This is a genomic window from Microbacterium sp. BWR-S6Y (assembly GCF_041379845.1).
Classification (GTDB): domain Bacteria; phylum Actinomycetota; class Actinomycetes; order Actinomycetales; family Microbacteriaceae; genus Microbacterium; species Microbacterium hydrothermale.
On the sequence record NZ_JBFECV010000002.1, the window covers coordinates 418,422 to 435,754 of the forward strand.

General features: G+C 68.9%; 23 protein-coding genes. 5 read left to right on the forward strand and 18 right to left on the reverse strand.

The genetic code is table 11. The features are described from left to right. Positions 1 to 23: 23 nt before the first annotated feature. The 17 genes from AB1K56_RS05860 to msrA form a co-directional block, all read right to left on the reverse strand. Positions 24 to 1,484 (reverse strand): SCO6880 family protein, encoded by a 1,461-nt coding sequence (locus AB1K56_RS05860; protein ID WP_020627606.1) that lies wholly within the window; start codon positions 1,482 to 1,484, stop codon positions 24 to 26. A gap of 3 nt (positions 1,485 to 1,487) precedes the next feature. After that, positions 1,488 to 2,981, reverse strand: a complete 1,494-nt coding sequence (locus AB1K56_RS05865) for a conjugal transfer protein TrbL (RefSeq protein ID WP_043281858.1) — start codon at positions 2,979 to 2,981, stop codon at positions 1,488 to 1,490. A gap of 40 nt (positions 2,982 to 3,021) precedes the next feature. Further along, positions 3,022 to 3,291 carry a DUF6112 family protein gene (locus AB1K56_RS05870; RefSeq protein WP_020627604.1) on the reverse strand — a complete coding sequence of 90 codons (270 nt, stop codon included), beginning with the start codon at positions 3,289 to 3,291 and terminating at the stop codon, positions 3,022 to 3,024. Positions 3,292 to 3,372: 81 nt separating this feature from the next. Next, the gene (locus AB1K56_RS05875) at positions 3,373 to 3,639 is read right to left on the reverse strand and encodes a DUF6112 family protein (RefSeq protein WP_043281856.1); all 267 of its coding nucleotides are present in this window, start codon (positions 3,637 to 3,639) and stop codon (positions 3,373 to 3,375) included. Further along, positions 3,639 to 4,814 carry a M23 family metallopeptidase gene (locus tag AB1K56_RS05880; protein WP_020627602.1) on the reverse strand — a complete coding sequence of 392 codons (1,176 nt, stop codon included), beginning with the start codon at positions 4,812 to 4,814 and terminating at the stop codon, positions 3,639 to 3,641. Before AB1K56_RS05880 ends, AB1K56_RS05875 begins: the two co-directional genes overlap by 1 nt. A 14-nt stretch (positions 4,815 to 4,828) precedes the next feature. Further along, positions 4,829 to 5,527, reverse strand: coding sequence for a hypothetical protein (locus tag AB1K56_RS05885; RefSeq protein WP_020627601.1), 699 nt, complete (start codon positions 5,525 to 5,527; stop codon positions 4,829 to 4,831). Between the two features lie 76 nt (positions 5,528 to 5,603). After that, entirely contained in the window at positions 5,604 to 6,677 is a 1,074-nt protein-coding gene (locus AB1K56_RS05890; RefSeq protein ID WP_020627600.1) for a ParB N-terminal domain-containing protein, read from the reverse strand. Then, positions 6,674 to 7,534: a hypothetical protein gene (locus AB1K56_RS05895; protein WP_043281843.1), complete on the reverse strand. Its 861-nt coding sequence runs from the start codon at positions 7,532 to 7,534 to the stop codon at positions 6,674 to 6,676. The genes AB1K56_RS05890 and AB1K56_RS05895 overlap by 4 nt, the downstream gene beginning before the upstream one ends. An 80-nt stretch (positions 7,535 to 7,614) precedes the next feature. After that, positions 7,615 to 8,046 carry a hypothetical protein gene (locus AB1K56_RS05900; RefSeq protein ID WP_020627598.1) on the reverse strand — a complete coding sequence of 144 codons (432 nt, stop codon included), beginning with the start codon at positions 8,044 to 8,046 and terminating at the stop codon, positions 7,615 to 7,617. Beyond that, positions 8,043 to 8,699, reverse strand: coding sequence for a DUF2637 domain-containing protein (locus tag AB1K56_RS05905; protein ID WP_020627597.1), 657 nt, complete (start codon positions 8,697 to 8,699; stop codon positions 8,043 to 8,045). The genes AB1K56_RS05900 and AB1K56_RS05905 overlap by 4 nt, the downstream gene beginning before the upstream one ends. Beyond that, positions 8,696 to 9,610: a bifunctional DNA primase/polymerase gene (locus AB1K56_RS05910; RefSeq protein ID WP_020627596.1), complete on the reverse strand. Its 915-nt coding sequence runs from the start codon at positions 9,608 to 9,610 to the stop codon at positions 8,696 to 8,698. Before AB1K56_RS05910 ends, AB1K56_RS05905 begins: the two co-directional genes overlap by 4 nt. Further along, positions 9,610 to 10,698 carry an ImmA/IrrE family metallo-endopeptidase gene (locus tag AB1K56_RS05915; protein WP_070708795.1) on the reverse strand — a complete coding sequence of 363 codons (1,089 nt, stop codon included), beginning with the start codon at positions 10,696 to 10,698 and terminating at the stop codon, positions 9,610 to 9,612. The genes AB1K56_RS05910 and AB1K56_RS05915 overlap by 1 nt, the downstream gene beginning before the upstream one ends. Positions 10,699 to 10,938: 240 nt before the next feature. Beyond that, a complete protein-coding gene (locus tag AB1K56_RS05920; RefSeq protein ID WP_100058189.1) occupies positions 10,939 to 11,733 on the reverse strand; it encodes an AraC family transcriptional regulator in 795 nt (264 codons plus the stop codon). Positions 11,734 to 11,967: 234 nt separating this feature from the next. Continuing rightward, positions 11,968 to 12,426: a carboxymuconolactone decarboxylase family protein gene (locus tag AB1K56_RS05925; protein WP_083325290.1), complete on the reverse strand. Its 459-nt coding sequence runs from the start codon at positions 12,424 to 12,426 to the stop codon at positions 11,968 to 11,970. 29 nt (positions 12,427 to 12,455) lie between these two features. Further along, a complete protein-coding gene (gene trxA / locus AB1K56_RS05930; RefSeq protein WP_020627593.1) occupies positions 12,456 to 12,836 on the reverse strand; it encodes a thioredoxin in 381 nt (126 codons plus the stop codon). Between the two features lie 28 nt (positions 12,837 to 12,864). Then, positions 12,865 to 13,260, reverse strand: a complete 396-nt coding sequence (locus AB1K56_RS05935) for a GNAT family N-acetyltransferase (RefSeq protein ID WP_371204941.1) — start codon at positions 13,258 to 13,260, stop codon at positions 12,865 to 12,867. 24 nt (positions 13,261 to 13,284) lie between these two features. Beyond that, positions 13,285 to 13,785 (reverse strand): peptide-methionine (S)-S-oxide reductase MsrA, encoded by a 501-nt coding sequence (gene msrA / locus AB1K56_RS05940; protein WP_043281847.1) that lies wholly within the window; start codon positions 13,783 to 13,785, stop codon positions 13,285 to 13,287. A 253-nt stretch (positions 13,786 to 14,038) separates the two neighbouring features. Here msrA and AB1K56_RS05945 point away from each other — a divergent pair, with 253 nt between their 5' ends. The 4 genes from AB1K56_RS05945 to AB1K56_RS05960 are packed head-to-tail and all read left to right on the forward strand — an operon-like array spanning position 14,039 to position 16,451. Continuing rightward, the gene (locus AB1K56_RS05945) at positions 14,039 to 14,575 is read left to right on the forward strand and encodes a carboxymuconolactone decarboxylase family protein (protein ID WP_020627590.1); all 537 of its coding nucleotides are present in this window, start codon (positions 14,039 to 14,041) and stop codon (positions 14,573 to 14,575) included. Next, positions 14,572 to 15,030, forward strand: coding sequence for a DUF5709 domain-containing protein (locus AB1K56_RS05950; RefSeq protein WP_020627589.1), 459 nt, complete (start codon positions 14,572 to 14,574; stop codon positions 15,028 to 15,030). Before AB1K56_RS05945 ends, AB1K56_RS05950 begins: the two co-directional genes overlap by 4 nt. A 45-nt stretch (positions 15,031 to 15,075) precedes the next feature. After that, entirely contained in the window at positions 15,076 to 16,101 is a 1,026-nt protein-coding gene (locus tag AB1K56_RS05955; protein WP_101966225.1) for a helix-turn-helix domain-containing protein, read from the forward strand. Continuing rightward, on the forward strand, positions 16,098 to 16,451 hold the full coding sequence (locus tag AB1K56_RS05960) for a hypothetical protein (protein WP_070708719.1): 354 nt from the start codon (positions 16,098 to 16,100) through the stop codon (positions 16,449 to 16,451). Before AB1K56_RS05955 ends, AB1K56_RS05960 begins: the two co-directional genes overlap by 4 nt. Here AB1K56_RS05960 and AB1K56_RS05965 read toward each other — a convergent pair. Next, positions 16,441 to 16,878 (reverse strand): MarR family winged helix-turn-helix transcriptional regulator, encoded by a 438-nt coding sequence (locus AB1K56_RS05965; protein ID WP_020621643.1) that lies wholly within the window; start codon positions 16,876 to 16,878, stop codon positions 16,441 to 16,443. The genes AB1K56_RS05960 and AB1K56_RS05965 overlap by 11 nt on opposite strands. A gap of 77 nt (positions 16,879 to 16,955) precedes the next feature. Between AB1K56_RS05965 and AB1K56_RS05970 the strand changes: the two genes are divergently transcribed. Beyond that, entirely contained in the window at positions 16,956 to 17,330 is a 375-nt protein-coding gene (locus AB1K56_RS05970; protein WP_175987528.1) for a VOC family protein, read from the forward strand. Positions 17,331 to 17,333: the final 3 nt, after the last annotated feature.

Genomic DNA, 17,333 nt, shown 5'->3' on the forward strand with positions numbered 1-17,333 from the left:
GGTTGGTGAGCAGGTGCGCCGGGTCAGACCGGCCGGCACAACGGCAGCGCGGCAGCGGTGAATGCCTGCGCCTGCTGACCGACGAGCCGCCTGGTCTCGCAGGACGCTTGGATCGCCGCCTGCTCGACCGCGGCCACCGCCGCGTCGAGCTCGTCCACGGTCGGCGCAGAGACGGAGACGAGGCCGGAGACGCGCAGGACGCCGTGCCCGGCAGTCAGGTCCGCCTCCTGCTGGAGCACGTCGTCCAGCTCGGCGCTGCTGGCCGCGTCGTCGATCTGCCCGATCTTGCGCCGCTGGGCGGCATCGGAGATGAGCTCGGTCTTCTTCTTCCGCAGGTCCCGCGCGGCCTGGTCGGCGCGCACCGGGGTGTAGTGCAGGGCGAGGGTGCGCAGGATGCCGTTGGACAGCACGAGCGGCGCGAGGAAGCCGGGATACACCTGCGAGCGAGGCCACTCGGTGATCCACAGCACCGCATGGTGCGCGGAGTCCGACCGCAGCCGGTCCCAGGTCTCGGTAACCGCGACCGGACCTGCGGTCGCCAGGTCACGGCCCAGGTCCCCGTGGCGCTCCAGCGCCGGGGCGGCGGCGGGGTCGTAAGCCGAGCGCAGGACGACGGCGACCTCGCCCGGCGTCAGCCACCCGGTGCTACTGAGCTCCGCGGCGCGCAACGCCGTCGTCAGCGTGCTCATCTCCTGCCGCAGCACCGCAGCCGCGCCGCGTATCCCGCCACCGCTCGTTCTGATCTGCCGGGCGGCGGCCTTCATGTCGAGCGCGAGCGAGATGGTCGTCGCGTGGCGCTCTCCGGCGGGGCCGGCACGCTCGATGAGCTCGGCGTACGTGGTCGCGGCCCAGGAGCCGTCGTCGGTGCCGTGCGTGCGCCACCACTCCGCCAGCCCCGTCCCGGAATCCGGCAGAGTGCGCTCGGACACCTGGATGCGGGCGATCCGCCCGGACCTGCAGGCGGCGGCCAGTACGCGGCCCCAGCCGGAGACGCGACGCTGCTGCTCACCCGGATCAAGGAGCACGAACGCGGGGTGGGAGACGCCGAGGATCGCGGTGAGGGTCTGCGCGTGCGGGTCGTGGACCATCGCCGCGCCGGTCTCGGGGTCTTCCCACTCCCGCAGCGGTGCCGCATCCCCGGGCAGGGCGAGGGTCCCGGCGGGGCGGGGCTTGATGACGCGGCGCCGGTAGATGAGCTGCCCGAGATAGGTCCGGGCGGCCCAGCGGGCGAGGATCGGCACCCACTCGATCACCTTCCGGCCCCCGGCAGGGATCACCGCGAGCAGGGCGCAGGTCCCCCAGACGGGTGCGGTCCAGGCCAAGCCCATCCCGTCGGCGGTGTAGAGGGAGAAGACGACCGTGAGCACCGCGATACCGAGGACGATGAGCTGCGGCAGGGACAGACCGAGCATGATGCCGCGCCTGGCGAGCCGCGAGAACTGCACCGGCGCCAGCGGGTAGTCGCTAGGCGAGTTCGTGACCATCGGTTACTCCTTCCCGGCCGGTGCGGACGACGGCGGAGGCGGCGGGTCCTGCCGGCGCTGGCGCGCGGGCGAAGACTCTCCAGGCCCGGGAGAGGGCGGCGTGGCCGGAGGCGGTGTCGACGGTGCGGGACGCGGCGGGGCGCCCTGCGACGGCGGCGGGGATGCCTGCTCGGCCGCCGCGCCGGCCTGACTGTCCGCCGCGCCGCCCGCCGCTCTGCCTGCCTTCGGACCGGCGGTCGCTGCGGCCTTGACCACGGCGGCTCCGACGACCACCGCGGCACCGACCGGCCCCGCGGCCGCACCGGCACCAGCCGCGCCAGCGCCGGCAGCTCCGGCGCCCGCTCCAGCTCCAGCTCCAGCTCCAGCCCCTGCTCCTGCTCCGGCTGATGCGGCGGCGCCGGTGCCCGCCGTGCCGGCTCCCGCGCTGGCCGGGGCCGCAGCCGACGCACCGGGAGGAGGTGGGGGCGGTGTCGAGCCTCCGCCCGCGCCGCCTCCACCACTCGGCGGCTTGCTGCCCGGGTCGGTGCCGCCGTCGAGGACCTTCTTGGCCGTGTCGGCCTGCGGGGCGGACGGCACCGGCACGGGCCGGTTCAGCGCGGACTTCGCCTCCTGCTCGGACGACATCGCGTGGTACATGTCGAAGCCCACGAACGACAGGAACTTGTAGGTGATGTACGGGGCGAACGCGGCGATGAACATCAGCACGACGCCCGCGATCGGGTCGGAGATGGAGGCCAGGTCGGCCTCGATCGGGGCCGAGACCTGCCCGATCGCGACGAGGAAGATCACGACGAGGACGAGCTTGGAGAAGATCAGGGCGATCACGAACGCCGCCCACTTGGCGAACCAGCCCTTCGTCGCATCCCACGTCGCCCCGGCCAGGGCGACCGGGCCGAACACGACCGCCACCAGCAGCAGCGCCTTGCGGATCAGCAGGGAGAACCACACAATCGCCGCCGCCGATATGGCTAGGCCGGCGAAGAAGATCGTGAGGATCGCCCCGACGCCAGGGCCGCCGATGTTGATGGCGCCGAGGGCGACGGCGAGGAGCCCGATCTGGGTCCCCATCCCTTCCATCGTGTTCCCGGTGGCCTGCACGATCCCGACCGCGAGCTGATCGGTCACCTCCAACAGCAGCGCCGTCAGCGTGATGACGAGAAACGAGCCGAGGACGGACTTGGCGAGGCCGAGCGCGGCACGGGACAAGGCGGTCGGGTCGCGGTGGACCAGGCCGGTGATGAGCTGGAGGCAGAAGAAGATCAGCATCACGAACACGGCGACGCCGAAGAGGACGTTGTAGACGCCGACGTACTCGGCGCTCGTGACGTCGACGAGGGTCGTGGTGTCGAACACCCACCACACGGCCTCGAACAGCCACGCCGCCGCCCCCGCCATCGCCTGAGCCAGCCAGTCGAACGGGGCCGCGATCAGGGAGGCGGTGCCCTCGCCCACGGCGTCACAGACGGAGGAGATGACCGGGACGTCGCAGACGCTCACCGCGCCCACCCCCGCCGTCGGAAGTCATGTCGGGTCGTCATTAGACGGCCTGCCCGACGCCCCAGAAGAAGTTCACCAGCGTCACCGCCGCGCCGCAGATGATCGCCGCCCCGCAGCTCACGAGGACGCCGACCTTGCCGCGGCTGGCGAGGTGGGGGTTGCTGCTGTTCGATCCGAGACCCCAGACGATCGCGGAGACGATCAGGGCGAGGACGGAGAGGATCAGGCCCACCGTCATGACGGCGCCGACGATGATGCGCAGCTGCTCGATGCCCGGAAGGCCCGAGCTGTTGGGGTCGATGTCGATCACGGTTGTGCTCCCTTGACTGGTCGAGACGGGGTTCTCGACGGTCAGGTGCGCACTCGCTCCCAGCCGCACAGGCAAGGACGGTCAGAGCCGGGTGCCGACGTCCAGCAGGAAGTTGAGCCAGGCAACGCCGGCACCGGATAGCGCGGCGGCGCCGACCGCGACAAGCAGGCCGGTGCGGGCCTTGGTCGCTGCCTGGTAGTTGCCGGAGGCTCCGCTGATCGCCCAGATGATGGCGCAGACGATGAGCATGAGCACCGCGGTGACGAGCACGAACATCAGCAGCGCGCCGACGATGGAGCGCAGGTCTGCGGCGCCGCCCACGCCGCCGAAGTCGGGGAACACGTCCATCACGCGCCCCCGGCAGTGCACAGGGCGGGGGCGGCATCGCCGCCCGCAATCCCTCCGGCACCGTGTTCGGTGAGCCAGGCGTCGGAGTCCACCGGGTCCGCTCCGGCGCCGCCGGGGTGGATCTGCAGGTGGAGGTGCGGGCCGGTCGAGTGGCCGGAGGAGCCGACGTCTCCGATGTGCTGGCCCGCGGTCACGGTGTCGCCGTCGGCGACGTGGATGCCGTGCTGCCACATGTGCACATACATCGACGCGACCCGCTGCCCGCCGACGGTGTGCTCGATGACGATGATCCCGCCGCCTGCGTCGGTGTAGTTCGCGCGCACCACGACGCCATCGGCGACGGCGTAGATCGGGGTGCCGTCGGGGGCGGCGAAGTCCGAGCCTGCGTGGAAGCGTCGTTCCCCGGTGATCGGGTCGTTGCGCCACCCGAACGGGCTCGTCCGCACCCAGGTTCCCTCGGGAAGCGGGAACACGATCCTGGTCGTCTCGGGCACGACCGGTGTCTCATCCCCGCCGCCGTTGCCGGAGGGCGCGGGGCGGGTGAGGGCGTCGAGGATCGCCTGCGCGACTGGCTGGTAGTTCTGATACCTGTCCGGGTAGGCGCTGACCTCGACGGCCTGGGCGGCCTCGCCGGGGTCGAGCTGCTGCCAGCCGGGGATGTCGAGCAGCCCCCGCGGGGACGGGTAGTTCGGGCCGGACTCGCCGCCGTAGAACGCCCTGGCCTGGTAAGCCGAGTCCATGAGCTCGGCGACCGTGCCCCAGCCGCTGGCGGGGCGCATCTGGAACAGGCCGAGCGAGTCATGATCAGAACCGTTGCCGTCGTTCGGATAGTTCGCCGACTCGGGGTAGGCGCTGGTGTTGGCGAGCATCCGCAGGGTGGATTCGGTGAGGGCGGCCATGAGCGCGATGAGCACACCGTCGCGGCCGACGCCGGCGGTCTGCCCGCCGACCGTGATGATCGTCGCCGCGTGCGTGAGCTGTTGCCGGTTCAGCGTGACCGTCTCCCCGTTTCGGGTCGTCGTGGTCAGCGAGTCCGGGATCGGGCCGACCGCGAGTGAGCCGGGCGTGCAGACGGCGGCGGTCGCGGAGGTGCCGCCGAGCGCGGCGACGCCCAGCAGGGCCGTGGAGGGCCCGATGAGCAGCAGGGTGAGGGCGAGGACGGCGAGCTTCTTCATCACGACGCTCCCGGCTAGTGCAGCGGGTTGTCGAGCTCGGACAGCCGCAGCACCTCGCACGAACCTGATGCCGCGCCGTGGCCGGGCGTGGGCGGGTTGCAGACGAGGAACACGGTGAACGCGACCGGGCGGGACGCCTCCACCGGCGTCGTGCCCCAGGTGCCGTCGCGGTGCCTCGTGCCCTCGAAGGTGTAGGCGATCGCCCCGGCCGGGATCTGGCCGGGCGCGGCCTGGTCGACGGCGGTCTCCCACGCCTCCGGGATGAACACCTCGTCGATGGTGAGCCACTGGCGCGTCGCATACTGTCGCAGCTGCGCCCACGCCTCCACAGAAGGCAGGTAGGCGCGCACGTCGCCCACGAACGCATCCGCCTCGGAACCGTGGGCGGCATCCGCGAGCACCTGCGCATAGTCCGAGGGCGTGTGCCCGGTCGTGGTGTCCCAGGTGAACAGGGCGGTCGCGACCGCGCGGGCGAACGCTTCCGGGCCGAGGTTCTGCCGGAGCGACTCCAGCTCACCGCCCGGCATCGGGCCGGGCGTCACAGGCGCAGCCGTGGTAGACGGGCGTTCGCTCGACGCCGGGTCGGCCGCGGCGGGGCCGTGGACGAGTCCGTAGATGCCGACGCCGACGAGGATCAGCAGGGCGAGGCCTGCGGCGGTGGCGGCGATCAGCAGGCGACGACGGCGACGGTCATCGGGGGCGGCGGGGTCCATGAACAGGGGTCCTTCCCGGACGGCAACAGGGATGCGTGGTTGCCAGGAAGGTGCGCACCACCGCCCCCCGCCCTGTTCAGGCGGTCTGCTCGGCCCGGTCCTCCCGGGCGGCACGGGCGGCATCGGCGAACGTGACGGTGCCGGCGATCGTCTCCTCGAACCGGGCCCATTGCTCGGTGGTGAGTGCCGGGCCGACATCGGCGGGGTCGTAGTGCTCCCACCACGAGGCCATGTCGTCCCACGTCGCGGTGAACACGCTCAGCGGGAACGGCACCGGGACACCCGGCTCCACCGCCGTCAGCGCGGGCCGCTTCGCCTTCCTGCCGGTCTTGGCGGCCTTGACGCGGGCGAGCGCGGCCTGCGCCAACTGCTCCAGCTCCGCAGCCTTCGCCTCCCGCTCCGCCGCCCGCACCGCATCCGCTTCGGTGCGGGCCTGCTCGCGCAGCTCGGCGGGCTGGGCAGGGTCGGCGGCGAGCTGGTCGAGCTCCGCCAGCGACAGCTCCGCGTTCACGCGCAGATGCGAGGGATAGACGCTGCCGCCGGTCTTGATCTGCTCGACCTCCTGCGCGGCGCGCGCCCGCACCGCCTCGGGCTGGGACTCGTCCGCGGCGAGGTCTTCCAGCCGGCCGATGCGCTCCAACGTCGTGTAGGAGGCGCGGCCAGTGACCATCCGAGCAGCCTGCGCACGGGTCTTGCCCTGCTCGATCTGCGGTGGTGCCAAATTGGCACCACCGTCTTCTGCGTCGTCGGCGGACGCCTGGAACCGGGTGGCCTCCTGTCGGCGCGCGGCGTCCTCGGCCAGCAGGGCCTTCAGCTCGCGGTAGAGGGCGGCGGCTTCGAGCTGGGTGAGGGGCTTGTGGAGCTGGTTGTCGTCCTGCTCCGCGAGGAGCTGCCCGAGCCGGTCGGAGACGCCGGAGCGTACCCACACGTTGACGGTTTTGATGCCGAGCAGCTTGATCGCCGCGAGCCGTCGGGCTCCGCAGATCAGGTGCCCGTCGAGGGTGACCGTGATCGGCTGCAGCAGCCCGTGGCGGCGTATCGACTCGACCAGCGGGATCAGGTCGCCGTGGTCGTGCCTGTGCCGCGCGCCGACGACGATCGAATCGACGGCGCGCTCCAGCTCGATTCGGCCTTCCAGCGGCGTGCTCATCGCCCGCCGCTCCCGGCATCGAATCTGGGTGCGGCGAGCCCGGCGGTGATCACGAGATCGTCGTCTGTGAGGAGTGCGCGCAGCGGCTGGCCGATCAGCAGGCGGCGGAGCATTCCGCGGCCGGCGTTCGTGTGCGCGAGTGCCGGGTCGGGAACGCCGAGCACGGCCCGCAGCAGCGCCGTCCAGGATGCGCCGGGGAGGTCGAGGAGGGCGCGGGCTTGCCGGTCTCGGCGCAGCACCTCGAACGCCGACGCCCGCGAGGACGCCTCCGTGAGCCGGGCAGTGACGTACTCGACCGCGGCCCGCGCGGTCTCTGGCTCCCACCCGACCCGGGTGAGGAACGCGATGGTGTCCTCGATGGCGGCGGTCACGTTCACCGCTCGCTCGGGCGCCGGGTCCTCGTCGTCGGGCTCGTCGTCGGTGAATGGGTCGAACCGGAACGCGGGGTGGTAGTCGGGCAGCGGGTTCTCCCGATCGCTGAACCGCTCCGCATCGTGGAACACCGAGTAGCGGGGACGGCGGGCCTGGTGAACGGAGCACAGCAGCCCGTTGCCGCGCTCCTCCGCGGTGCACGTCACCTGCACCGCCCGCGTGATCACCGCCCACGGGTCCTCCGCCCGGCGGGTCGCGGCACCGCGCATCGCCTCGAATGCCGCGGACGCCGCCTCCCACGGGTCCAGTCCGTGTTTGCGGGCCAGCGCCGCGTACTTGCTCGCCGCGTGCTCCATGAGCGCAGCGGCCTCGGGGTCATGGCGCCACGCTCCGCGCCCCGCCTCGTGGAGGCGGGTGAGCAGGGCGCGCAGCGCTTCCGAATCGTCGAATCGTTCCCGCCGTTTGCGGGCCGTGGCAGTCTCCATGACGGCACCTCCTGACAGGCAGGTGCGCACACGGCCCCCAGCGGCTTGGTTTCGCGCCGTCGCGCCGGGGGCGAACATGGTTACCCGAGCCCGATCCCGGAGCGAGACACCCAGGAGTAGTGCTCCCCGGACCCGCGGCCGAACGCCGTCACGGGCGGCAGCTTCCGGGCACGCTCGCTCACGAACCGGACACCAGTGCGCGCCCCGGTGCGCGCTGCCCGGTACGCCTGGCCGGGAACCCGGCGGGAGCGGCGGGCGAGCTCAGCCTGGAAGTCGATACCCCGTCCCGCAACCCTGGCCGAGCGGGAGACCATCAGGTCGGTCGGGCGCACCCACTCCACGCCCGGCCGTTGCTTCTTCGCCGCCTCCGTGGTGTCTTTGGTCAGCGACGGGTCGCGGTGCCGGGCGAGCGCCGAGGTCTCGCCCTCCCGCGGCGTCTCGTCGCGCTCCGGCCAGTCCGGGGCGCGTTCGACGCGCTCGTGCAGGGCGGTCGTGTGCTGGTCGTCGTTCATGGCGTCTCCTTCTCCTCAGGCCTCGTCAGTGCGGGCGGGGCCGTGAACCAGCGACCCACGGTGGAGGGGTGCACGCCCAGGCGCCGGGCGATGGCCTTGTTCGACCAGCCCTCCTCCTCGCGCAGGCGCGCTGCGAGCTCCCGGCTCGCCTGGCGCACCGGTCCGACCGCCAGCGGCGCTGGCGCAGCATCAGGCACGCGCTCATCAGGCGCAGGCTCCTCGGCGGGCTCGATGCTCGCGGGAAGGGGGCGGGTGAGGATCACGGTGAGGTGCGTGATCGCCAGCAGCACCATCGGCGGTACCGCCGCCACACACGCGGCGAGCACGCTGGGCACGTCGGCGTCGGCCGCGACGACGGCGTGGATCGCGTTCGCCGTCACCGACACCAGCGCACCGGCCGCGAGCAGCAGCCACGGGTACCAAGCCGACCGCTGGCTCGCGAGGGCGACGACAGCGACCGTCGCGACGACGATGATCCCGTCGACGATGAGCGGCCACGCCCAGGCCTGCCCGGCATCCACGCCCGAGCGGCGAGCGAGGTCCGCGAGGGCGGTGAACGAGAGCCAGAACGCGCCGGCCGCGATGAACACCGTCCCGGCCAAGGCCGTCACGACCGCGACCCCGCCGCCCCGCGTCCGTACCGCGGTACTCATAAGAGCACCTGCCCCGTGAGCCGCACCGGCCGTTGCGGCGCATCGCCCTGCCCGACGACGGATGCGGGCCGGGCGTGCGCGACGCGGTACGCAGAACGGATCGTGGTCTCGACCTCTCGCGGCGCAAGGCCGACTCGTTCGCCGGCCGGGGCAAGCGCGTCGACCATCTCCGGCAGCGACATGCCTGCCTCCGCGAGACGGCACGATGCCCAGAACAGGCCGCGGTTGCGCTCGCCCTCGGCGCGCATCCCGACCCACGCGGCCAGCCGTGTGGCATCTTCCGACCGGATCGGGCCGCGTACCTGGTGCGGGGCAGGCTCCGGGCGCGGGTCGAGGAAGTCCCGCAGCCGAGCCGCATCGACCGGTGCGGGCGCACGGTCGGCACCGGCGACGAACTCGTAGGAGCCGGCGCCTGTCACGGCCGAGGGCGGGACGATGATGTAGCCGCCGTCGCCGCGGAAGTCCACATGCGCCTTCGCCGCCTGCCACGACCGCTGCGGCCGGTCCGGGTCGGATGGGAAGTAGAAGTGCGCCCCGCCCGACGCCGACCTGACCGCGGCCAGCCATCCCGGCACCAGGCCGGCACGGCGGGAGCGCTCGAACGCCGCGAACCCGTCACCGCCGGGCTTGCGATCCACATCGACGACCACGACCCCGGAGACAGCGCCGGTCGGGATGCCAATGTTCGCGGACGGCCACCGCCGCCACCACGCCGCCACCTGACGGGCATCGATGGTTGCCGCGTGGAACCCGCCGGGCTGCGCTTCCGGGTTCTCCTCATCGGGCTTCAACAGCGGGTTCTTCGCGCCCGGCACGCACGGCAACACAGGCACCCCAGCAGCCGCGAGCAGCGCGGCGGCCTGTGGCAATGGAAGGGTCGACACCGAGGAGAGGACGCTGGCGACGCTCATCACAGGCTCCTCACCGCGACGTCCGCAGGACGCGACGAACGCGCCGACTCGCCCGGCACCGACTGGGGTGCGATCCGCTTAGAGCCAGCCACACGCGAAGTCCCAGTCGACTCACGGGACAGGCCGGGCGGGTCGCCCGTGCCGACCTGAACGGTGGGTAGCGCGTCGAGAATCGTCACGGCGACCTTGCGGACACGCTCGCCGGTGGCCTGCACAACCTCGGCCGGGTCCTTGTCCTTGACCGTGCCCGCCCAGCCCGAAACATACGGGATCGTGTAGGCGGTGGTGTCCATGCCATGCGCGGCGCCGATCATCAGCGCCACGGACTCGGCCTCGACCTCGCCGACGCCTCGATGCCCGGTCGCATCCGGGCTGTCGGGGCCGTGCAGCATCACATGCGCGAGCTCGTGCGCGAGGGTCTTCACCTGCGCGGCGTCGTCCATGTTCGTCCGCACCGCGACCGTGCGCGCCTGGAAGTCGGTCAGGCCGTTCGCGCCGTGGATCATCCCCTCGTGCTCGACCCGCAGCACCGCGAAGCCCTCGGCCGCCACCAGTGCCGATAGCCCTTCCCATAAGCCGTCCGGTGCCTGGCCTTCCATCAGCGTCGGCGCCGGGCGTTCAGGGATCGGCGGGCCGTCGGTCATCGAGACGTCCCAGACACGCACCGGAATCGCGCGGACCATCTTCGACCGGACCGTTTCTCCGGGCTTCGGCTTCTCGTACCTGTCCAGGCGGCGCCATGATCCGGGGTTCTGCGGTGTCGAGGACGCGAACCGCGCCATCAGCGGGGCGAAGATCTGCATCGACCCGCCTGCCAGCGGAGAGCGACCCAGCGCCTTCCATTGCTTGTAACCGGCCACGAAGGTCGGCTCTGGCGCGCTTGTGCGACCTGCCTCGTAGAGATCGAGATGTTGAGCCCAGATCAGCAGCGTGTTGTTGAACGACTTCGCCCGGAACCGGGCCGCGAACTCCAGCGCACGCTTCCAGTCCTCACCCGAGACGAGCTGATCGACTGCAGCCGTTAGCCGCTCATGGAGCTGTTGGAGCCGCGCATCCCGCGCTGCTCGCGCCTCCTCGTCCGTCGCCATCAATGACCTCCTCCCGGCGAGGCCAACGGCGCAAGCCGTTGACCCTTGCGACCATGAGGTGCGCCGGGCGGATCAGGAAGAAGAGAGACGGACAACGGACTGGGCCTGTGGCCGTCAGGCTCCGCGATGAACCCGACGTATTTGACGTGTTCTACACGGCAGTCCAAGACCTGTCGACGTCGCCGGCGAAACGTGGGACACGCGTCGAGTGGAGCGGTTCATACGACGAGTCCGCAGAGGTTACCGGCTGGTGTCGTTGACAGCGATAGCGTGGCTTTGTCGATCCTCAGGAACCGTATGTGGTGTGCGCCGGTACTGTGTCGGCGTGATGCCGTAGCGACGGAGAAACCAGTGGGATGCTACGCGCGGATCGCTCCACCCGACTTCGCTTGCGGCACGCATTACGGAAATGTCGGTTTCTTCGATGAGCCGCGCGAATTCGGTGAGCCGGAGTTCAGTGAGTAGACGCATTGGTGCGGCGCCGGCGTACTGTACGAACATGCGGGTGAGGTGGGTCCGTGAGAGGGAGAGTTCGCGTGAGAGCGCTCCAACGGTCCACGGCTCTGCGATGCGCCCGCGAAGCAACCGGATTGCCTGACCGACGTAGCCAATAGATCCGGTGTCGGTCAGTCGTCCATTGATGGGTGTCCACGGTGTCGTGAGGGTGTCCGGCGCTTCGTCCAGAAAAGTCGGCAGTATCAGCCTCATCCATCGTGCGAGAAGCTCGAGAGTGTGAGTCGCGACGACTTCGGGCGAGTGGGTCCCGCTGCGCAGTACGCTCATCTGTCGCCATATCGGCTCGACATGCCGCAGCACAGCGATACCTGGCGCAAGGACGATTGCGCGGCCGTCCCACTCGAGGGGGTGTACTCCTGCGATCACTCGTTCTGCGTCAGGGAGGAACCATGCCATCTGGGTGCGCCAGAACTGCTCGTCGGCGTAGATGGCCCAGATGCGTACGGACGGGGATGGGCGCACGCGGCACCATTTGCCGGTGCCGAGGGCAAGAGACATGCCAGGACGCAGGACGTGCATGCTCTCAGCAGTCTCTAGGGCGCAGGAGCCCTCAACGACGTTGAGTATCTTCGCGTGCCGGAACACGGTACGGCTTGACGGGACCGTACGCACCATCTCTATGGCCGCGATATCTCCTGGCGCTTGAACCGCTGCGTAGGGGGGCGTGAACCTGATCGGTTGAGTGGCCGGCAAGTCGTGCGCGGCCTCGAACGCGTCCTCTGGCGTAGCGGCCACGCTGCGCACGGCACACCGTCAGCTCAGCTTGCCTTCCGAGTCGCGTGGTCGCACGCGATGTTCGCTGAGGATCGAGATCCGATTGAACATGTTGATGGCCGCGGCGACCCACTCCGCGGCCGCGAACTCCGCCTCGGAGAGGGTGCTTCGGGCCTGCGCGAGCTCGACATTCACGGCGGCGTCGAGGGGGAGCCGGGTGGCTGCTTCAGCGATCGCGAGCAAGGCGCGCTCTCGATCGCTGAACAGTGGCGACTCGCGCCAGGCGGCCAAGATGTCGAGTAGTTGCTGATTGACGCCTGCGCGCCTTGCCTGCCGCGAATGCAGATCGAGGCAGAAGACGCATCCGTTCAACTGCGACGCCCGAACCTTGATCAACTCGCTCTCGGCGGGAGTGAGTCCGCGTTGCGATGCGGCTTCAGACACAGCGGTCGCGAACGCAGACGCGGCTTCCCATGCTTCTGGGACGGCCTTGTCCATGTAGGGGCGTGCTCCATGCAAGGTGGACATCAGCGATCATCCTTGGCCGAGCCGCCATCGGAGTCGAGGTCCTTCCTGACCTCGTCCATGTCGAGTCCTCTGACGTTCTCTACCACTTCGGCTAGGGCAGTGGGCGGTAGGGCGCCGGCCTGGCTGAAGACGAGCAACCCCTGGCGGAAGGCGAGCAGAGTGGGAATCGCGGTGATTTGGGCCGCCGCAGTGATGCGCTGCTCCGACTCCGTGTCGAGCTTCGCGTGGACGATGTCGGGATTGTCTTGCGACGACTTCTCGAAGACCGGCGCAAACTGATGGCATGGTGCGCACCAGTCCGCCCAGAAGTCGACGAGAACGATGTCGTTCTGATTGATCGTGACCTCGAAGTTGTCCTCGGTCAGTTCGACGGTTGCCATGTGGGTTCTCCTCTTGTGCGTATGACGATCAGTGGTGGTGTCCGTGGGGGTTGCCAGGGAACCGCGTGTCGACGACATCCGCATACTCCGGATGAGCGCGGATGTACGCGGCGGCGAAGGGGCACGAGACCGTCGCGGTCTTCTTGTCCTCGCGGAGACTGTTGAGGACGCCTCCAAGGAGTCGCGCCGCGACTCCCTTTCCGCGGAACTCGGGGAACGCGGACGTCGCGAGCAGAAGCACCCGGTCGCCGGTTCTGCTGTAGAGCAGGCCGGCGGCGAGCTTGCCGTTCACGGTCGCTTCGTACAGCTCGGACTCGACGTTCTCAGTGATGACGAAGTCTTCGACTGCGTCCGAGGATGCAGCCGGGAGGTCAGTGTCGGCGTCGGTCGCGGTCAAGCCGATCATTCCGTCGGGATGTTTCATGTGTCTCCTATCGCGAGATCTCGGTCAGCGGCCCGGTAGTACCCAGTCGGGTCGGATGAAATGGCACGAGTATCCATTGGGGTGCTTCTGCAGGTAGTCCTGGTGTTCGGGTTCGGCCTCCCAGAACGGGCCGGCTTCGCCCACCTCTGTCACGACTTTTCCTGGCCAGCGGCCGGAAGCGTTGATCGCTTCGATCACGTGGAAGGCGACCTTCCTCTGTCCCTCGGTCGTCGTGAAGATCGCTGATCGGTAACTGCGCCCGATGTCGTTTCCCTGACGGTTCCGAGTGGTGGGATCGTGAATCTGAAAGAAGAACTCCAGCAGTATCTGGAATCGGATGATCGAGGGGTCATAGATCACTTCGAGGGCTTCTGCGTGATCCCCGTGATCCCGGTAGGTTGCGTTGGGGGTGTCGTCGTCGCCGGAGTATCCGACGCGGGTGCTCACGACGCCCGGGAGTGAGCGGAAGAGCTCCTGGGCTCCCCAGAAGCAGCCGCTGGCGAGGATCACTCTCGAGGTCGGCATCGTCTTCTCTCTCTTCACGGCGGGCAGCACGCCCCTTCGGGTCACGATACGGAGCCGGGTGCTGTCCAGGTGGCCTGGCTGTGCAGCGTAATGTCCGCGACCTGCGGCGTTCGGAAGCGGAGCGGGCGGTTGCAGGGAGAAGACAGCTCTCTGCAGGGGCAGGCCACACAGGGCAGAGAAGCGGATCTACCGTCGGAGGAGGCGTCGGAACTCCGGCAAGCCAGCGAACCGTGCCCTACGGTGAGGAGAGATCGTGATATCAGAGCAGATCGATTTCGAGAATGTGCGCTTTGACCCGGATCTCTCTGACTTCCACGAACTTGCGAAGCAGATGGCTGCGGGGTTCGGGTACACGGCGAAGTTGTCGATCGGTGATCGCCTCGCTGCCCTTCTCCGATTGCGGGTTGCTCAGATCAATCCGTGCTCGTACTGCCTGATCCTGCACACGCGTATCGCCGTGGAAGTAGGAATCGGCGCGGCGATGGTGGCGCACCTGGCGAGTTGGCGGCAGAGCACGATGTTCTCCGGTTCCGAAGCACTCGCACTGGCGTACTGCGAAGCGCTGACACGTTACGAGCACGAGCACTTCGATGAGATGCATCAAGGGCTGACGGTGTTCTTCGATGAGCGTGAGATCGCGGAGATCGCAGCCGTCGTCATCAACATGAACGTGTGGACGAGGCTGAAGCTCGCACAAGGCTCCGTGCCGGTGGTATCGCCCGGTGGTGAAGAGTCTGCTCGCGACGCCGAGAGACCAGGCGTCAGGGGAAAGAAAGGGAACCCATCATGACTGACGGATCGTTCAGTGGGCAGGACATCGAGTTCGATCTGCTTCCGCCGGATGAGAGCCTGGACTCGGATCTTCTCGGCGAAGACTCCGATGACGACGGCCCGGGATACTCTCCACCGGAGCGGCGGTCATCCGAACTGTCGTGGGGATTCACTGCACGCGAAGCACGTGCCCGGGAGCCGCTGGCGGCTCGCTTGGCGCGTGAGGTGCCGGAGTACGAACCCGAAGAGCCGATGGGCGACGGGATCGGCGACATCATCGGCACGGACGGCGAGATCCTTGACGACCAGGTCGGATCGGTACGCGCTGGACGGCTGATCTGGACCGAACCCGGCAACCCAGACCCATCCTCCGACTTCTGGGCCTCCGACATCGGCATCGACAACGGTGCCGCCTCCGCCGAAGAAGCGGCTATCCATGTCGTCATCGACGAGGGCGACTATGACCGGCAATAGTCTGGAATCAGACCGGGGAAGCCCGGAAGACCGGCGGAGGCTGTAATGATGCAGCAGACATGGGACTCGCGCAGCATCGATCCACGTGACCGCGTGGAGACGATCCGCACGATGCTCTGCGAGAACCTCGTCCAGACGGACCTGACTCTCGACCCGCAGGGCCGCGAGGCGCATGTGAACGTGTCCTACCAAGACATCGGGCAGCTGAGAGCGTTGTCCGTCAAGACGGTGCCCTCGCTGGCTGCCCTCGCTATGCGTCCCCAGCGGATGATCATGTCGGACGACGACGAGTCATTGTTCGTGGTCTTCCAGCGCGGCAACCGGTCGATGCTGCGCCGTGGCGATGACCAGACCGTGATGACCCCGGGCAGCATCGTCGTTTACCCGAGCACGAGCCCCTACGTCCACGCCTTCGACGAAGGAGTCATCGGGGACTTCTTCCGACTGCCGTTGGGTGTGGTGGGGTTGACGGCGGATCAGGTCGCTGAGGTCTCGGGTGTGGACCTGCAGGAGCGGACCTCGCTGGCGGCGCTGCTGCGGTCCGTGCTCGGGGGCGTGATGGACTCCGAACTCAGCCTTCGCGACGAGGTGGACGTGTTCGCGCCCGTCGCCGACCTGCTGAAAGTCACCCTGCTCAGCGCCCTCACTCCCGACCGCGCCACGACCCGGTATCCGCTGGCCGAGCAGATCGTCACCTACGTGCTCGACAACCTCACCGACCCCGGTCTCGGAGCCGCCCGGATCGCGAAGGACCTGCACGTGTCCGAGCGTCTGCTCTACGCAGAGATGTCCCGCGCGGACATCAGGCTCGCGCAGCTGATCCAGTCCCAGCGCCTGCGTCGCGTCCGCGACGCCCTGACCGCACCGGCCACCATCGACGTCCCCATCGGCATCCTCGCCCAACAGCACGGGTTCGTCTCCGCCAGCCACTTCAGCCGCATCTTCCGCGAAGAATTCGGCACCACACCCCGCCAATGGCGCAACAACACCACACCTCGCCCCGATGAGATCCAGGACGAGAGTCGACTGGATCTCCCGCAGCAGATCAGACCAGAGGAGACGTACGGATGAACGAGCCGCTGTCTGATCTCGCCGTCGTTGACGCGGAGGAAGTTCGAGCATCGGATATCCCTCGCGCGCTGACGGCCGCATCGATCCTGTACGAGGACGGGGCGACGCAGGCATTCGCCGAGAACGGCAAGACCGTGTATGTCGAGAACGGAAGACCCACGTTGGGGGAGTGGTACGTGGATGCAGAGGGGCAGTTCTGCTCCTTCTGGCCGCCGGACTACCGAGCGTGCTACGAACTGCGCTGGCTCGTCGAAGATGAGCGGATCACTGGTCTGCGCTTCCGCCGCGGCTCCTACACAGCCGTCGGCCGGTACCAGCTCCCCGGGCCTGACAATGCTGTCAAGGAATGAGCAGGGCGTCTCGGCAACGGGCCAGAAGCTCGTAAAGACGGGCGCGCTCCACCAGCTCGACCTCCATCGTCATGCGTTGAACAACCGAGGACACTTCCTCATGCGCGCGTTCGAGGAGGAGCTCTGCGGCGTCGTTCAGCACCACGCTCCGTTCTCGCCGGGGTCCAGGATCACTCGAGCGGGTCACCAGCCCCCGCTTCTCCAGTCCCTGGAGCAGCACGTTCATCGACTGACGGGACACGAACGCGCGTCGGGCGAGCTCGGAGCTCGTGATACCTGGCGTGTCCTGCAAGGCGGTCAAGCACGCGTACTGCGGCACACTCAGCGCGAGCGGGCGAAGCCGATCGTCCATTCGCTGGTTCAGGAGCGACTGCGTCTCCTTGATCAACACCCCCAACGACTCCGGGCTCCGGTCCAATGCATCCATGTCAATAGTTTGACACACACTCCACTGAGTGTCAGGATATTGACACTGGCGTTATTGAACAGAACAGGAGCTTGCTCATGGCAGCAACAACCACCGGCCCGGACTTCATCTCTTTCCAGGTGCGGGACCGCGCCGTCTCCGCGGAGTTCTACGACAAGCTCGTCGGACTCACACGGCTCCCAGACTCGAACCCGGCAGCGACCGTCTTCTCCGCAGAAGGAACCGCGTTCGCCGTCCGCGACCCGTTCCCGGGCGTGGATCTCGACGCGATCCCTCAGCTCGGCGCCGGCATCGGCGTCTGGTTCCGCAACGATGACGCGGAACGCGTGCACGCACGACTCGTCGACGCGGGAGTGGCGATCGTGCAGGAACCGGTCGAGGGGCCGTTCGGCCTGCAGTTCTCGTTCCGAGACCCCGACGGCTACGTCGTCACCATCCACGCCCGCGCCTAACAC

Excerpts from the sequence above, each read along its gene's own strand:
- AB1K56_RS05970 (WP_175987528.1), top strand. The coding sequence starts at position 16,956 with ATGGCAGCAACAACCACCGGCCCGGACTTCATCTCTTTCCAGGTGCGG.
- AB1K56_RS05900 (WP_020627598.1), bottom strand. The coding sequence starts at position 8,046 with ATGAACGACGACCAGCACACGACCGCCCTGCACGAGCGCGTCGAACGC.
- AB1K56_RS05895 (WP_043281843.1), bottom strand. The coding sequence starts at position 7,534 with ATGGAGACTGCCACGGCCCGCAAACGGCGGGAACGATTCGACGATTCG.
- AB1K56_RS05950 (WP_020627589.1), top strand. The coding sequence starts at position 14,572 with ATGACTGACGGATCGTTCAGTGGGCAGGACATCGAGTTCGATCTGCTT.
- AB1K56_RS05920 (WP_100058189.1), bottom strand. The coding sequence starts at position 11,733 with ATGCACGTCCTGCGTCCTGGCATGTCTCTTGCCCTCGGCACCGGCAAA.
- AB1K56_RS05875 (WP_043281856.1), bottom strand. The coding sequence starts at position 3,639 with ATGGACGTGTTCCCCGACTTCGGCGGCGTGGGCGGCGCCGCAGACCTG.
- AB1K56_RS05905 (WP_020627597.1), bottom strand. The coding sequence starts at position 8,699 with ATGAGTACCGCGGTACGGACGCGGGGCGGCGGGGTCGCGGTCGTGACG.
- AB1K56_RS05890 (WP_020627600.1), bottom strand. The coding sequence starts at position 6,677 with ATGAGCACGCCGCTGGAAGGCCGAATCGAGCTGGAGCGCGCCGTCGAT.
- AB1K56_RS05880 (WP_020627602.1), bottom strand. The coding sequence starts at position 4,814 with ATGAAGAAGCTCGCCGTCCTCGCCCTCACCCTGCTGCTCATCGGGCCC.
- AB1K56_RS05935 (WP_371204941.1), bottom strand. The coding sequence starts at position 13,260 with ATGAAACATCCCGACGGAATGATCGGCTTGACCGCGACCGACGCCGAC.
- trxA (WP_020627593.1), bottom strand. The coding sequence starts at position 12,836 with ATGGCAACCGTCGAACTGACCGAGGACAACTTCGAGGTCACGATCAAT.
- AB1K56_RS05965 (WP_020621643.1), bottom strand. The coding sequence starts at position 16,878 with ATGGATGCATTGGACCGGAGCCCGGAGTCGTTGGGGGTGTTGATCAAG.
- AB1K56_RS05960 (WP_070708719.1), top strand. The coding sequence starts at position 16,098 with ATGAACGAGCCGCTGTCTGATCTCGCCGTCGTTGACGCGGAGGAAGTT.
- AB1K56_RS05925 (WP_083325290.1), bottom strand. The coding sequence starts at position 12,426 with ATGGACAAGGCCGTCCCAGAAGCATGGGAAGCCGCGTCTGCGTTCGCG.
- msrA (WP_043281847.1), bottom strand. The coding sequence starts at position 13,785 with ATGCCGACCTCGAGAGTGATCCTCGCCAGCGGCTGCTTCTGGGGAGCC.
- AB1K56_RS05860 (WP_020627606.1), bottom strand. The coding sequence starts at position 1,484 with ATGGTCACGAACTCGCCTAGCGACTACCCGCTGGCGCCGGTGCAGTTC.
- AB1K56_RS05910 (WP_020627596.1), bottom strand. The coding sequence starts at position 9,610 with ATGAGCGTCGCCAGCGTCCTCTCCTCGGTGTCGACCCTTCCATTGCCA.
- AB1K56_RS05885 (WP_020627601.1), bottom strand. The coding sequence starts at position 5,527 with ATGGACCCCGCCGCCCCCGATGACCGTCGCCGTCGTCGCCTGCTGATC.
- AB1K56_RS05955 (WP_101966225.1), top strand. The coding sequence starts at position 15,076 with ATGATGCAGCAGACATGGGACTCGCGCAGCATCGATCCACGTGACCGC.
- AB1K56_RS05915 (WP_070708795.1), bottom strand. The coding sequence starts at position 10,698 with ATGGCGACGGACGAGGAGGCGCGAGCAGCGCGGGATGCGCGGCTCCAA.